Origin of the sequence: Chitinophaga eiseniae (assembly GCF_900167135.1) — a bacterium.
Classification (GTDB): domain Bacteria; phylum Bacteroidota; class Bacteroidia; order Chitinophagales; family Chitinophagaceae; genus Chitinophaga; species Chitinophaga eiseniae.
Genome location: NZ_FUWZ01000003.1, coordinates 40,665 through 55,927 on the forward strand (window position 1 = coordinate 40,665; position 15,263 = coordinate 55,927).

12 protein-coding genes and 1 pseudogene are annotated in these 15,263 nt (G+C 52.7%); 4 read left to right on the top strand and 9 right to left on the bottom strand.

Translation table 11 applies throughout. From position 1 onward, the window contains the following. From B5D63_RS18915 to B5D63_RS18925, 3 genes are all read left to right on the top strand, one after another. Window positions 1–990 (top strand): alpha/beta fold hydrolase, encoded by a 990-nt coding sequence (locus tag B5D63_RS18915; protein ID WP_078670415.1) that lies wholly within the window; start codon window positions 1–3, stop codon window positions 988–990. Between the two features lie 32 nt (window positions 991–1,022). Continuing rightward, on the top strand, window positions 1,023–1,427 hold the full coding sequence (locus tag B5D63_RS18920; protein ID WP_078670416.1) for a DoxX family protein: 405 nt from the start codon (window positions 1,023–1,025) through the stop codon (window positions 1,425–1,427). An 80-nt stretch (window positions 1,428–1,507) separates the two neighbouring features. Further along, the gene (locus tag B5D63_RS18925; RefSeq protein WP_078670417.1) at window positions 1,508–1,840 is read left to right on the top strand and encodes an SLAC1 family transporter; all 333 of its coding nucleotides are present in this window, start codon (window positions 1,508–1,510) and stop codon (window positions 1,838–1,840) included. Between the two features lie 20 nt (window positions 1,841–1,860). Here the strand turns inward: B5D63_RS18925 and B5D63_RS18930 are convergent, their stop codons facing one another. Both B5D63_RS18930 and B5D63_RS18935 read right to left on the bottom strand, forming a co-directional pair. Further along, entirely contained in the window at window positions 1,861–5,292 is a 3,432-nt protein-coding gene (locus B5D63_RS18930; protein WP_078670418.1) for a T9SS type B sorting domain-containing protein, read from the bottom strand. Between the two features lie 98 nt (window positions 5,293–5,390). Next, window positions 5,391–6,038 (bottom strand): annotated as a pseudogene (locus B5D63_RS18935) (NADPH-dependent F420 reductase); the annotation flags it as partial. Between the two features lie 176 nt (window positions 6,039–6,214). Between B5D63_RS18935 and B5D63_RS35300 the strand changes: the two are divergent. Further along, entirely contained in the window at window positions 6,215–7,357 is a 1,143-nt protein-coding gene (locus B5D63_RS35300) for a hypothetical protein (protein ID WP_200817042.1), read from the top strand. A 54-nt stretch (window positions 7,358–7,411) separates the two neighbouring features. Here the strand turns inward: B5D63_RS35300 and B5D63_RS18955 are convergent, their stop codons facing one another. Genes B5D63_RS18955 through B5D63_RS18980 form a run of 7 tightly spaced genes read right to left on the bottom strand, consistent with a single transcriptional unit; the run spans window position 7,412 to window position 15,262 of the window. Then, window positions 7,412–8,920: a pyridoxal phosphate-dependent decarboxylase family protein gene (locus B5D63_RS18955; RefSeq protein ID WP_078670422.1), complete on the bottom strand. Its 1,509-nt coding sequence runs from the start codon at window positions 8,918–8,920 to the stop codon at window positions 7,412–7,414. A gap of 24 nt (window positions 8,921–8,944) precedes the next feature. Beyond that, complete coding sequence (locus B5D63_RS18960) at window positions 8,945–10,063, bottom strand: Fe(II)-2OG oxygenase family protein (RefSeq protein ID WP_078670423.1); 1,119 nt, start codon at window positions 10,061–10,063, stop codon at window positions 8,945–8,947. Continuing rightward, the gene (locus B5D63_RS18965; protein ID WP_200817043.1) at window positions 10,060–11,019 is read right to left on the bottom strand and encodes a sterol desaturase family protein; all 960 of its coding nucleotides are present in this window, start codon (window positions 11,017–11,019) and stop codon (window positions 10,060–10,062) included. Before B5D63_RS18965 ends, B5D63_RS18960 begins: the two co-directional genes overlap by 4 nt. Before the next feature lie 27 nt (window positions 11,020–11,046). Further along, window positions 11,047–11,652 carry a nitroreductase family protein gene (locus B5D63_RS18970; protein ID WP_078670425.1) on the bottom strand — a complete coding sequence of 202 codons (606 nt, stop codon included), beginning with the start codon at window positions 11,650–11,652 and terminating at the stop codon, window positions 11,047–11,049. After that, on the bottom strand, window positions 11,649–13,505 hold the full coding sequence (locus tag B5D63_RS18975; protein ID WP_317044790.1) for an IucA/IucC family protein: 1,857 nt from the start codon (window positions 13,503–13,505) through the stop codon (window positions 11,649–11,651). Before B5D63_RS18975 ends, B5D63_RS18970 begins: the two co-directional genes overlap by 4 nt. A gap of 3 nt (window positions 13,506–13,508) precedes the next feature. Further along, window positions 13,509–14,087, bottom strand: coding sequence for a GNAT family N-acetyltransferase (locus tag B5D63_RS35305; protein ID WP_200817044.1), 579 nt, complete (start codon window positions 14,085–14,087; stop codon window positions 13,509–13,511). After that, window positions 14,084–15,262: an MFS transporter gene (locus tag B5D63_RS18980; RefSeq protein ID WP_200817045.1), complete on the bottom strand. Its 1,179-nt coding sequence runs from the start codon at window positions 15,260–15,262 to the stop codon at window positions 14,084–14,086. Before B5D63_RS18980 ends, B5D63_RS35305 begins: the two co-directional genes overlap by 4 nt. Window position 15,263: the final 1 nt, after the last annotated feature.

The window sequence follows — 15,263 nt, forward strand, 5'->3', positions numbered from 1 at the left end:
ATGAAAAAAATTACACACCTCATCGCAGCAGCGCTGCTCAGCATAGCCGGTATGACTGCCGCTTCCGGTCAACAAACCGGTAACAGCGCCTTAGGTACCATCAAACAAATCAAAGCAGGCGTGCTGGATGTTGGTTACGCAGAAGCCGGTCCGGTTAACGGGCAGGCTGTCATCCTCCTCCATGGCTGGCCATACGACATTCACAGTTATACGGCCGTTACCGCGCAACTCGCTGCCAAAGGATACCATGTCATCGTTCCGTACCTGCGTGGTTACGGCAGCACCCGGTTCCTCTCCGCACAAACCGCCAGAAACGGCCAGCAGTCCGCCTTTGCCGCCGACATCATCGCACTGATGGACGCATTGAAGATCAACAAAGCCATCGTCGGCGGTTTTGACTGGGGCGCCCGCACCGCCGATATCATCGCCGCCCTGTGGCCGGAACGTACCAAAGCGCTGGTATCCGTGAGCGGTTACCTGATCGGCAGCCAGCAGGCCAACAAAACGCCGCTGACGCCAAAAGCTGAGCTGGCCTGGTGGTACCAGTTTTATTTCGCCACCGAACGTGGCAGGGCAGGCTATCAGGCCAACACCCGCGCGTTTAATAAACTGATCTGGCAGACCGCCTCTCCCGACTGGCGTTTCAGCGACAGCACCTTTGCAGAAAGCGCCGCTTCTTTCGACAACCCGGACCATGTGGCCATCGTGATCGACAACTACCGCTGGCGGTTAGGACTTGTGTCTGGCGAAAAACAATACGACGCGCTGGAACAGCAACTGGCAAAAGGCCCTGTCATCACCGTGCCCGCCGTAACGCTCGAGGGAGATGCCAACGGTGCACCACATCCCGACCCAGCCGCATATGCCGCCAAATTCAAAGGTAAATACGTGCATCATACTTTAACGGGAGGCGTAGGCCACAACCTGCCCGCCGAAGCCCCCGAAGCTTTTACAGCAGCCATAATAGAAGCAGGCCGCTTAGCACAATAACATCATTTATTCATCTTCTTAAAATATAAAAAATGAAAACTAAAACAGCTACTATCATCTATTGGTCTGCCACTATTTTTATGTCACTCTGGTTTGGCGCCAGCGGCTTCTTTGAACTGACAAAAAATCCCATCGTATGGGGAATCACCCGGCAGTTAGGTTATCCACCGCATTTCATTTATATACTGGGCGTCTTTAAAATAGCCGGTGTCATCACGCTTTTAATTCCTCATAAATTCCTGCGGTTAAAAGAATGGGTATTTGCCGGGATGTTTTTCGATATCACTTTTGCTTTCTTCTCCAAGATCAGCGTGCTGGGCTTTCCTGCTACGGTAGACGCGATCATCGCTTTCTCCGTGCTGAGCGCCGCTTATGTGATGTTCCGTAAATTATATCCTGCTAATTACGCCACCCTGGCTCCTGCAGCGTTATCATAACCAGCCCGTTTCTATAAAAGTGAGCAACCAGGCAGTTGACTGCCTGGTTTTGCTTTTTTAAGGGTATTTGATTAAATTCAATGATCATCGATAAAACCCTGCTCATGCCTTCCACCGAACTTGCCCATCCTGGCCAGCCGGTCAGCACCACATCACTGGAAAATTTTTTCCCCGGCTACTTCGCCCTTGTCATGGCCACCGGCATTGTGTCTATCGGCCTATACCTGTGGCAATACCCGGTGCTGGCCACTGCTTTCCTTTGGCTGAACATTTTCTTTTATGCGTTGCTATGGGTTATCCTGGCAGCGCGTATCATAAAATACCCGGTGGTAGTATGGAACGACCTGCATCATCCGGCCAGGGGTGTCACCTTTCTTACACTGGTAGCAGGCAATAATGTGGTGGGCAGCTGATCACGATACCTTTCTGTAGCTTAGCGGATCAGCAAAATACTCCCGCTCCTTTGTACTTCGTGACCGGCAATATCTACCGCTTTGAGCATCCACACATAGTCGCCCGCGGGCAACGGTAAGTCCTGATGCCTGCCGTCCCAGCCACGTTGAAGGTCCTGTGTGGTGAACACCACCTGCCCCCAGCGACTATATACCGTGAGCACCGTGGCTTTAAGACCGAACGCCTTTATGCGGAACAGATCGTTCTGCCCGTCGCCATTAGGTGTAAAGGCAGTGGGAGGGTATATTCTTGCGCCGTCCAGCACCGTTACAGTTCCTTTTCCGCGCGGACTGATGCAACTGCCTCTTTTTAATTCCACCAGGAAAGTACTGGTATGTGTAAGGCCCTGCACCAGGAAACTGCCGGTAGCGCTCTGTTGCACCGGTTGCCGGGACACCGCAGGGTTATAGAGGTAATACATGCCTTCTTCCGGGTTGCTGACCTGTAGTAGTACTTCCATCCCCGTTGTGATCGTATAATCCGGCAGTTTTGGCGTAGCGGCTAAAACATCGGCATTGTCCACTTCAATGGCATCGCTCTTTACCATGCAACCGTATTTATCTGTAACGGACAGTCGATACGTGCCTGCTGGTATATCGGTGAGAGGTACCTGCTGCCCGACGGCCACAGTCCCCGTGTGCCAGGCGTATGCCAGCGGGCCGGCGCCGGTGGCGCGGATACCGGTGATGCTGCCGGTATGGGTATTACAGTTGTCCGGTTTTACCGTCATACCAGTTACATCCAGCTGTGGCAGAGGGGCCGCCAGCAGCGATTGTGTGGCTGCTTCAGACTCGCAACCGTTGACATCGGTAACGATGAGGCGATAGCTTCCCGCCGAGAGGTTCAGTGCATCCGCCGTATTAGACACGATCACATTATTTTCGTTCACCCAGCGGTAGCTCACGGGGGTAACGCCGGTTATCTGCGGGTCCGTCAAACTGCCATTGGCCTGTCCGCAGTGAGGCGGTGTCTTCGTTATCTTCTCCAGCATGGCTTTGGGCGCCACCGCCTGGGTAACGCCGTACAGTTTGTAATCCCAGCGGCAATCCTTATTGGACAATACCAGGCGATATACGCCCGGCACAACGTTCATCAGATCGATATCATTGCCGACCACCTGGTCATTTCCGTTTAGCCATTCCAGTTTGGTGGCGCCGGTTTGTATAAGACCGGTGATCTGTCCGCCGCGGCCATCGCATCCGGCCTGTTTGATGACTATTTTGGAATCGTCCACCGTGATAATGCCTGCGTGGGGAATGACGATGGTATCGGATTCCGCGTATGTGCAACCAGAAGCGTCGCTGAAGCGCAGTACATATTTGCCGGCTTTCATGTCTTTCAAAGCCGCCTCATTGCCCACCTGCTTCCCGGTGTGGTCCAGCCAGGTGTAAGTAATGTTCCCGGTGCCGGTCACTACCGCGCCGGTGATGCTGCCGTTGGACGCTCCACAGGTAGCTGGCGCCACCACGACGCGGGACAGGTCCAGCGTAGGGCCATTGAGGTTAGTAATTATAAAAGGGCCTGCTGTAGCGCTGCAATCGTTTACGATATCGTGTATGGTGACGGTGTATGCTCCCGGCGCGGCATCTATCAGTTCTTCCCCTTCCCCGACAATCTGTCCGGCGGCGTTTTTCCAGGTGATCTTGCGGTTCATCCCAGTGTACCGCAGGTATTTGATGCTGCCGTTTTTCTGTCCACAGGAAGCGTCAGTGATAATGACACCGTCGGTTACGATGGCCGGCGATTCTTCCCCTATCTGAAACTCTCCCCAGGAGTAGATGCAGCGTGCATCATTACAGCTGCCGCTGGATATTTCCAGCACATACCTTCCCGCAGGCATATTGATCAGGGAAGTATCCCTGCTAACGATCGTCCCGTCCGGCGTTCTCCATCCGATGATATATCCGCGTTGTACTTTCATGATCACGCTTCCGGTACGTTTGCCGCAGGCGGTGTTGGTCTGGCTGATATACTGCACCAGGGGCGTGGAAAACTCAGCAGTACAACCGTAGGTGTCAGTAGCACCGAAAGTATAACCTACCGTGGCAGCAGCAGGAAAGCTCCAGTCACCGTTATGGTCGGCAGTGATCGTAGCTACATATATTTTCTGGCCGCAGTTACCGGGACTATAATACAAGGCACAGTTATCGCTCTCGTACACTTCGACCTTACCATTAGGCGGCGCTTTCCCGGTGATGGTACTTCCATTGCATCCGGTAACATTGACGAATGGCGCCGGCCGGCCGGCAACATTAGGGTCCCAGCCGTAAATGTTGATGCCGTCGCCATTGCAGAAAAGTGAGTTGTGGCTGACGGTGGTATTGTAGGAATAGTTATTGACCACACCGGAATAACGGCCGGCAATATAATTGGCGTTCGCCGCGCTGCCGCCGATCAGTACCTGCTTACAGTCCAGCACCTGGATACCTACCTGGGCAATTTCATTGTTACTGAGCTTATTTTGCCCGCTCATGTCCGTACCGATCCGGTTGCGCACCACCAGGACAGGTTTGGCTGCCTGGGCGATAAAAATGCCGGTGCAACTGATCTGGTTATCACTGATGGTGATCTCATGGTCCTTGCCATACAAACTGAAGCCTCCATTGTTATAAAAATAGTTGGTGACGACAGCGCCGTTCCTGTCCAGGCATACTTTATTAAAGGACAGCATCGTACGGCCGCTCTTACCATCGTCCTGTGAAATATTACAGATGTTCCTGCCAAAGAGAACATTCCCGGCAGCCGCCGTCGGACCGCCAATCAACAGATGGCCCACGTTCCGCGTTTCTATGGCCGAAGTACAGTCGGTCGCATCCGTGGGCGGGTCCATTTTACCGGAAGTGCCAATAATATTACTTTGGACGGCTATCTGCCCATTAGGACAGTTCTCCACCTGAATGCCATGCCACCAGCGGGCGATGACATTGCCTTTTCCCGGCGCTCCGATCGTGATATTACCCGAGTTGGTGACATAGATACCGAAATCATTGCGGGAAGAAGTCCCATCTGTAAAGATGCCCAATCCGTATATCTCTACATGATCTGCATTGTCGATAAAGATACCGTATAAAGGGTCGGAAAGCGGCGGTGCTTTGCCCATCAGGACCACGCCCGCCTCGCTTTTGTCCAATGGTGCGCCCGGCTGGGTAGTACCATCGATGACCAGGTTACCGACGATGGCAGGCATCGAGGTAGTGAAAATGATCGTACGGTCGTTCCAGGTAGTATGAGGAAGATTAAAATGAATATAGTCTGTCGTAGCCGTACCGTTGGCATTGGAAGCTAAGATCGCCGCCCGGAGCGTTCCCGGACCGCTGTCCTGATTGGATGTAACAATAAAAGTGTCAGCTTTCACCAAAAGGGGCAACAACAAAAACAGGCAAATGGCAACCTGCCTGAACAGTACAGACATACGGATAAACAGGTATAGTGAATAATAAAAATGCGAATTTATCCAAAAGTTCGTTCACGATTATACCTACAAGATAAATTCGCTTAAATATTACCTGTTTATTTTAATAATTTAAAAGCATGGGTCCAGCGGTTCTGCAAAAATCCGGGGATACACCACAGTATACATAGCGGCTCAATCGCCCGGGCAGCTTCAACAGCGCCCATATCTTCTGTTTCCCAGCCAAAGGCGGTCAGCAGCCCTGTAACCGTCTTCTTGGCTTCTTCATCATTGCCACAGATAAACATGGTCGGCTTCCCCTCTTTGAACTGTGGTTGGTACATAGCAGCGTTACCCACTGAGTTAAAGGCCTTTACAAACTTCGCCGCAGGCGCCAGCTGCTGTAATTGTTCCATCAGGGAAAACTCCAGCGTGGTAAAAAAATGTAACACCCCGTGGTCAGGCGCTTTTTCCGCCAGGGGGTTGGTAGCGTCAATAATGACCTTGTTATCGAGATTAGCAATGCCTGCCAGCCGCAACGCGTCGGCGGCCACCAGCCCTTTGGTGGCCAGTACCAGCAGATCTGCTGTCTTAGCGGTGGTTTCAAAATCCGCTACAGGAATACCTGTTTCTTTGTTGAATTGTACGGCTTCCGGTTTGGACGTGTCGCGGGTACCGAGCGTAACGGTATGCCCTTCCTGTTGAAAGCCTTTGGCTAAGGCCTGCCCTACGGCGCCGGAACCAATGATTCCAATTTTCATAAGATGTTTTTTACGTGAGAGATGCTGATCGTGCTAACAGTAGGCAGAAGTTGGTCAAACGGGGCAACGAATGTAATCAATTTAAAGACATATGCTCCATTAATAAACAGAAAAAACCTATTTTCGCTGGCAATTGTTAAACCCAATCACTTCCACCATTCAAGATGTTACAACATACGAGCATGCAAAAACTTATGACGACTGCACTGTTGCTGGCAGTCAGCAGCACCTCGTTTGCCCAGAACAAATACTACCCGTTCCAGGCAAATAAAAAATATGGCGCTACCGACACCCTGGGCAATGAACTGGTAAAACCTATCCATAAGTTCCGAGAAGTGTTTCCGTCAGGCAAAGAGTTCGCGCTGTATAACTTCAGTGATGAGATAAAAGACCTGATCGTCAATGCTTCCACCGGAAAAATCCAGTCCTTTGCCTACATCGTCCCCAGTGAAGCCACCATCAACGGCGCCTCCTACACCATCATCCGGGAGAACGACAAACGTTATCTCCGCAGCGAAGAAGACGGTAAAATAATCATCCTGAAAAAGGATTATACCGATTTTTTCAGGGAAGGGAAATATATCGTTGCCAAACACTACCCCGACCCACCTCCACCGCCACCAGCAAGACCAGCGCCTAAGCCGGTAAAAATCAACGGTAAACTGATTCCCCCTCCGCCACTACCGCCGCCACCGCCACCGAAGTTACCGCCCATCGGGTTCGATGGTTATAGCGTTATTGGCGCCAATGACCTGACCTTAAAACCTGTCATGACCGGGATATTTAAACAGTATCTCGCTTTGTATAAAGATGAGCAGGAGAATATGGCTGAAAGAATCGTGATAAAAAAACGCAAGGCCGGTGAGCATTCTGATTTCTATGCCATCATATTCAGTACGGACCATACCCATAGCTTGTACGATTCCAGTATGAAGCTTGTTAAAAAGTTTGAATTAAAAGACGCCCAACAGGAGCAGCTGGAGAAAATAGCGTCTGATATCATGAAAACACCCTTATCGAACTTCGACAGGGTCAATTCCCCGGCGCCCATGGGACTTCCGTCTAAAAACAGGCCTGTCCCGGAGATCGTATACCCTGTTTTTGAAGTGGTGAAGGCAGACAATGGTAATAACCAGCTGATATTGAAACGCAGCGCCACGGAGGTAAAAGTGATCTTTGAAAGTCCCAACAGGATCAGTTGGGACCCTTATAAACATATCGCCGGCATACCCGACACCGATACTGAATTTAATATCAGCCCGCAGACCGGAAAAATATTCCTGCCGCAGAAATACCGGGAAGCGGCAGGTATCATCGTAAAATAATTCCAATAAAATAGCCCGTCCCGGACATATCTCCCGGGACGGGCTACCAACGCGTCAGAGCAAACTATACCCCTTCGCCTTCACAGCAGCCAGAATTTCCCGTATATGCGACAACGTAGTCAAGGGATTCAATATGGTAAACTTCAGATAAAAATTCCCTTCTACCTTCGTACTGGCCAGAATGTAAGTCCCGTCAAAGAACAGCGACTGTTTGATGCGCAGGTTGAGCGCCGACAGATCGGTGTCAATGGCCACCGGCCGGAAGCGGAACACCAGCACTCCCAGGTCGGAGCTGCTCAGTAATTCAAACTCCGGGTCCTGTTGCAGCAAAGCAGCGGTACCGGCGGCGGTGTCTATCATCATATCGGTATAAATGCCCAGCTTCTGTTTTCCCATCAAACGCAGCGTACACCACAATTTCAGGGCATCAAACCGGCGGGTGCTCTGGGTGATGGACTTATTGATCTGTGCTGGCAGCTCTTCGTAATCCTGTTCTGCCGGGTTCAGATAGTCTGCATGATGCCGCACCAGTTGCAGCGTCGCTTTGTCTTTCACGAGGAAGGCACTGCTGCTGATCGGCTGGAAGAACGACTTGTGATAGTCGATCGTCACGGAATCCGCCTGCTCTATCCCGTTCAGCAGATGGCGGTATTTGGCAGACAACAGCAGTCCGCAACCATAGGCAGCATCTACGTGCATCCATACCTGGTATTCGGCGGCAAGCGCCGCGATGGACTGCAGCGGGTCTATATTGCCAAAGTCGGTCGTACCGGCGGTGGCCACCACGGCAATGGGTATATTCCCAAGGCCGAGCTGCCAGTCCAGCGCCTCTTTCAATGCCGCAGCATCCATACGGAAACGGCTGTCGGTCTTCACCCTTACGATGGCCTGCTCTCCCAGCCCCAGCAGCGAAGCGTTTTTATCATTGCTGAAATGTGCTTTATCAGAAACAAATATCCGGAACCGGCTCGCCTGTGCGGGCAGGCCATCGAGTTTGATATTATGCCCTAACAGTTGCATCGCAAAATGGTCCCTCGCCAGCAATAGCCCCATCAGGTTGGATTGGGAGCCTCCGCCGGTAAACACGCCGTCTGCTTTCGTATAGCCGATTTCGTGAGCCGTCCAGTCTATCAGCCTTCTTTCGATGAAAGTGCCGCCGGCGCTCTGGTCATATGTATCCTGTGAGGAGTTGATGGCGCTGATGATCACCTCCGCCGCCAGCGCCGGTATCACCACAGGGCAGTTCAGATGGGCGATGTACTGCGGCAGGTGAAAAGCCGTGGCATGACGCACATACAGCTCATTTACCTCCGCCAGCAACTCGTCGTACCCGGCGAGCGGGCGGCTCAGGTCCACGCCGTATACCGCCTCCTGCATGACCGGCGGCCGGACGCCGGTGAAAGGCTGCCGGGTATTCAACAGAAAATCTTCCACGGCCGCACGTGCCTTTTCCACCGCCTGATGATATTCTGCGGCTGTTTCTTCATAAAATATATCGCGGAGCAGTTTGTTGTTTTTATGTTGTGGCTGCACGGAGGCAACCGTCATCTGGTCTGTATGCATATCTTGATTTTTTATCGGAAATGATTAACGGAAGATGCTGCCATAATGCTCTTCCATGATGAAATACGGATCATTTGTTTTTGTAACGGCGCGGATGTTGATCAGGCTCGTCTTGCTCATCATCCTCAACATCATCCTTCTTTCACAGGGCACCAGCGTTCCTTTTTCTTCACGATAGCCGGCCACGAAAGCGTTTCTGCCATGGGCGCAGAGGTGGTTGTTCACGAAGATGAGGTCTCCCGCCTCCGGAACAAAATCATTATAGATATGCGTTTTAGCCACTTTCCAGAACTCTTCGAGGTAATGCATCGCTTCGGCGCTCTGATCTGCATCCGGGTTATACAGCTGCTCTGCCGCATCAAAACGGATGAAGGGATAAGTCTCGTTGCCATATAACACGGCGGTGCTTATCTCCTCTCCTGCCGCGGCATCCGGGGCGTAGTTGGCGTCTTTGGGGCATTTGTAAAGGGAACGGAACAAGGGCCGCATGATATCGTCGGTAGCGCCATGCGACCGGATAGAATATAATGTGGAAGGCACTCTTTCTTCGTTCCGTATAAACAGGAAACTTAAAAAGTCAGCCTGGTGGAACAGGAACGCGTCTTCCGTATGTACAAAAAGATCGGTACGCGAACCGCTGCCGGTCTGCGTATGGGTCATTTTCTCGTCCGGAATGATGGCATGCATGAGGCCTCCGCCTTTGCGTTGTGCGTAATACTGCACGGGCTTACTCGGTACTGCGCCATGCATCAGGCTACTGATAAAGCCATAGGCTTTCAGCTTTTCGTAGTCTGCTTCTTTCCAGCTGGAAGGCGTGCGTCCCAGCTCCTCCTGGTCTACCTGTATCAGTCCCCGGAAAACGAGGGCGCCATACTGGGTGGCGGAGTAGTCGGTGCCGAACTGGCTGAGGATGCGGGCAATACGTTCGGGCAACAGCTGATAAGCGTTCAGGTGCAGCGTGGCAATGAACGCCGGGTTTTCATAACTGCCATATTCCCTGATGAGTTGCCGGCCTATGTAGTACATCGCGGTAGATTCCCGGGCGGTAATATCCACGATGAGCGGTGCGGATGGCGGTGTTGCGGCCGTTTCAGCCCATACATCCGTCAGGATACCGGGTGTTGTCACTGTTATGTTTTTCATGCTGAAGGGTTTAAGTGGGCCACTAATTTTTTCTTCTTCTCTTCACGGAGGACTTTCCATCCCTCCGCGCGGTAGGCGGCGGCCATTTTACCGCCGTCGATATGGTTCCAGCCGGGAGGCATGACGATGTATTTCAGTTTGTTTTTTAATCCCGGCGCCTGCCTTACGTCCGTCCACAGGTCACGCCACAACTGCAGCTGCACCTGTAACAGGTTTTTACCGTTGATCTTATCGTTCAGGATACCGTACACGGGCTTCACCTGGTCCATCTCCGTCTGGAAGGTGCCGAAGATCCTGTCCCATATGGAGAAGGTCTCCCCGTAATTCCTGTCCAGGTAGATATGATTTTTAGCGTGGTGCACGCGGTGCACGGAAGGGGTGATAAACAGGCACTCCAGCCAACGCTGTTTTCCTACGATCTCATCAAAATGGTCGTTGACATGCTCATAGAGGCCGTATAACCTGGCGATGGCTTCACAGATAAAGATCATGAAAGGGTCGAATCCCAGGACAGGGAGGGCAATAACGGTGAGGGGTATATGCAGTATCCCCAGGAAGGAACCGCGGACCGCCACGGTGAGCTTCATCTCTTCGGCGGTATGATGTACCCCGTGGATACACCAGAAAAAGCGCACTTTATGCCCGAGATAATGTACCAGCCAGAACATAAAATCGTATACCAGGTAGGCCAGTATCCATACGTACCAGGCGTAACCAAGGGTAAAAAAGCGGTATTCGTACATCCACATCATGGTGCCGAAAACCACGAACTTACCGAGGAAGAAATAGGGGAAACTGTCCAGTACATAGGAGATAACGTTCACCCATCCTTCGCGGTTGCTTTCCATTTTTTTGGAGATGACCAGTATTACCCATTCGAGTATTACCAGTCCTAACACAATATATCCGAAAACGCTCTGCATTTTTCCAAGCAGTTGCGGAAGAATAGTTCCCATAGAATAGCCATTAAGCGGGTCAAAAAATCAATAGAGCCAGGTCGCTTTTTTGTCAATGCCGGTGCGTCTTTTGGCACTGTGGTGCTTTTTCCGGTCGTAATAACCCATGTAAAAGAACCCGAGGCATTGTTCGTTTTCTTCCAGCCAGTGTTGCCGGGCATATTCGACGCAGGCGTCGCAGCTATCCCAATAGGCGCCGATATTATACGCTTCGCAGGTCAGCGCCATGTTCTGTACGGCGCAGCAAACGGCAGCCATTTCCTCCCATTCCTTAATAGCTATTTTCAGGTTACGGCGCAAGACGATGACGATGATGCACGGCGCCTTTTCAGGATACAGTCGTGCGCGTTCATGCCGGCTTTGCGGCCACTCTGCTGCGGATAGCCGTTGCCGGTAGTAGTCCGCCAGGTATTCCCCGAAAGGGGCACGCTGGCTGTCCTGCAATACGATGAAGCGCCATGGCTGTGTCATCTTGTAAGTAGGCGCCCAGGTGGCATTGGTCAGTATCTCCCTGATAACATCCTCCGGTATGGGCATATCGAGATAATCGTCTGCAAAAATGCTTCGCCGCCGGCGGATGATGTCCGTCAGCACCTGCTGACGGACATCTCTTTTCTCTTCCCACGCGATCATTGGCTGACAGTATTGGCCATTTCCGCGGGTACGGAGACGGTGCGTTTGAACGGAGCGATCGGGTTCTGTAACATACCGGCCAGCTGCAAACTGCCCGCCGGATCGGCGAGGTCCACCATCTGCCGGTTGTTGCGCAGCTGCAGGCGGTTGAGGCAGGACAGTATAAATTCGGGCGCGAACATATCGTACTGTTCAAATTTGGCAGCATGCTGCGGCTGGTCGTCCTGGTAGGCATATACGCAGCCGGCAACCCGGCGCCAGAAGTCCTCTTCGCGGTAGTCGCATTTGGTCACGAGGATATTGGACAGGAAGCGGAAGAAGCAGTCGAACACGTCGGTGAGGATGCTCAGTATCCGCAGCTCTTCCGGCACGGTAACGCATATACGCCTGCCTTTCTCCGCGATGTCTGTATTCATCCGGAACACGCCGATTTCCTCGGTGATGTCTTTCATAATGGCTTTTACCGGCACATGGTTTTCCAGCACGAGGATCAGGTTTTCGCCATGTGGCATAAACACGAGGTCATGCTCATAGAAACAATGCAGCAGCGGCGTCAGGTAGGCGCGCAGATAGCTGTCCAGCCAGTCATGAATGGAAAGGCCCGAAGCGGCTATCAGTGCAGGTAGCAGCGCGTTGCCGTGAAAATCGGTATGCAGCAGGGCGGCCATCGTCATCAGTTGCTGGCCGGGTTGCAGCACTTTGGCAGGGCTTTCCCGCCAGAGGCCCGCCAGCATTTTATTGTAGGGCACATGTTTACCGAAAGGCTCGTAGTAGAGATTGCGGTATCCCACCGTGGCTACTTCGCACAACAGGGTAAAGCCGTTTTGTTTCAGGTAAGGATCTTCCCCCACATATTTCCGTATCCATTCCGTAATGGGCGGCGTACTGTCCATGTAGTATGGCGTAAGCCCGCGTACGAAGCCCATATTCAGGATGGAGAGGGCTGTTTTGGTATAGTGTTTTTCAGGATGAGTGAGGTTGTAAAAAGTGCGGATAGACTGCTGCGCGTTAAACAGATCAGGGCTGTATCCCAGGCATACCAGGTGTTGATTGGCCAGGTCGGGCGCGCAGATGATGGCCAGTTTGTTGAACCACTGCCACGGATGCACGGGGATGAAGAAGTAATCATCCGGTGAAAGGCCGTTATCTGTCAGTTTTCTATTAAAGAGAGACAACACCTCCTGCCCCAGCTCATCGGTGATGAGTTGCTGATAAGGCAGCTCGTCTACCGCGCTGTAGGCGGTACGGCTCTTGTGGCCGGCCAGCCAGATCAACTGAATCGGCTGGTCTGCCTCCGGCGCGTACTGCCGGTAGTCGTTGGCATCGAAGCCGATGCGGCCATTGTTGGCCACAAAACAGGGGTGCCCGGAAGTCATGGCATGCTCGAAAGTCTGGTAGCCAGACCGTAACAGCTGGTCCATAGGCAGCTGCGGCCGGCTCATCATATAGGCGCTGCCGTTAAGCGTGCTGGTGATCTCTTCGAGATATGCCGGCAGGTTCTCTGTACTGATATTTAACTGGCTGCGGAATTCGGTGATGAACAAAATACTGTCCAGCGGCAACTCCTGGCTGTTGCTCACTTTCCGGATACTGTCCGCATCGATGGACCAGTGGTTCAGGCTGAGCAGGCGGGCGAAGAAAAAGTAGGTCACCTGTTCCGCATCGGGAGCGTGTAGCCGGTACTGTGACCAGTCACCGTCGTCGCTGATCCATTCGGGCTGCAGCAGCAGCTCATGGGTAAACTCACTGATGATCTTGGCTATATGCAGCCTGTTGGCTTTTGCCCAGTTATCGGGCTGAAGGTGGGTAACAACCGCTTCGGGAGAATTCATGCGCGTTTCGTTGATATGCATACGTCAATTATTTTTTTTGGATTGAGAATATTGCTGCCGGGTACAGAAAGCCAGCGCAGCGGTTTTGTGCGGCAGCTGCACTTCCTTTACGTAAGTAAAACCCGCCTTTTTGTTGAGCCGGTGGATCTTTTCGTTACCGGCATCCGGTTCTACCACTACCCTGTTGTGCGACGGGTTTTCGAAAAGGAAATCCATCACGAAGGAAAACACCTGCCAGGTAAAGCCATGGACCGGCTTTTCCACCGGCCCTATCAGGATGTGCATGCCTACATCTCCCGGCGCAGGGTCATAAAACCGGCCGATGAGATCATGCGCAGGGTCATAACATTCGCAGAGGAAAGCTGTCTTTCCATTGATCTTCCCGATGAGCGCAGCGGCGTGCGTGTTATGATGGATAGCGGTATATTCTGTCAGCACTTCCTCATAGGTTTTGGTAGTCATGCCCCAGTAACGGGCATAGGGCTGCGTCACCCAGCGATAGATCTCCGGCGTATCCTGCCGCAGGTCCATGGGCCATAGTTCTACCATCCCCAGCGGATGGTCCGGCACTGCATAAGCGGGTATAATGTTGAGTGTCTTCATGATCTGGATGGATTGACCGGGTGAACATGCGGGCGTGCCAGCTGGTAATACAGTGCCGCTACGAGCAGGTATCCGCCAAAGGCGACGATAAAAGGCACGTTTAGCGGATAATGTTCTACCAGTATACCGGCGGAAAAAGAGGCCGTCAGTACGCCCAGGTTTTGAAAGAAATGGATCTTGCTGTATTCCACGGCATAAGAGGCGGGGTCGCTGACGTGGAACAGCAGGGCGTCGAAGCGGACGGCCGACTGGAAAAACGCCCAGCCATAGAGGCAACGGCCGGCGATGATGGCGCCCGTGGACGGCCATGATTGCAGCAGCAGGCCCGCCAGCGCCAGCAACAAAGCGGGCAGTATGGCATGCCACGGCGACTCCGGCGTTTTGCGCCGCCGGTTCATCCAGAGGGCAAACACCGCCACCGCGGCAGGGATGGCATATACAGCGCCGGAGACGATCCGCAGCTGCATGCCCGACACGCTTTCCCAATAGCGGACGAAAAACGGGCGGATGATAAAGTCACCATAATAAAAGAACAGGGTGATCACACTCAGTCGCAGCACCGTACCAGAAGGCAGCAGGTCCGCCCAACTGCGTGCAGCCTGCTCCGTTACTACCGGCCCCGGTATATCGCGGCGGGACAATAGCAGCCAGCCACTCAGACCTGCCTGAAAGAAATCTCCTGCCGCCATGCCGAGGTAAATGTACTGCGGCTGCATCCAGTCGATGACTATACCGCCAAACACCGCTCCCAGCACACTGCCCAGGTGAATGATGACAGACAGGATACTGATGATGCCCACATGTTTATCCGTGTCTGTGATGCGGAGAATGAAAGGATATACCAGCAGGTAACTGCCTTTAAAGATGATGATGGCCAGCGATACCACCCAAAACAGCCCATAGTCGGTAATAAAGGCGCAGGAGGCCGCCAGTATGCCGGCGATCACCTGCGTGTACACCAGTATGCGCAGCTCGGGAATTCGCCGGGACACCAGCGCCCATACCGGGAAAGCCACCATCACGGTGGCACACACCGCGCTGAAGTAGGTGCCGGTGATCCGTGGATCTTCTATCCCGAACCGCGAAGCGAAAAACAACGGATAAAACGGATGCATCATGTAATCACTGACCACCGCCACCAGCGTCATCAGTATGAGATAAAATCTAAGTGGCATA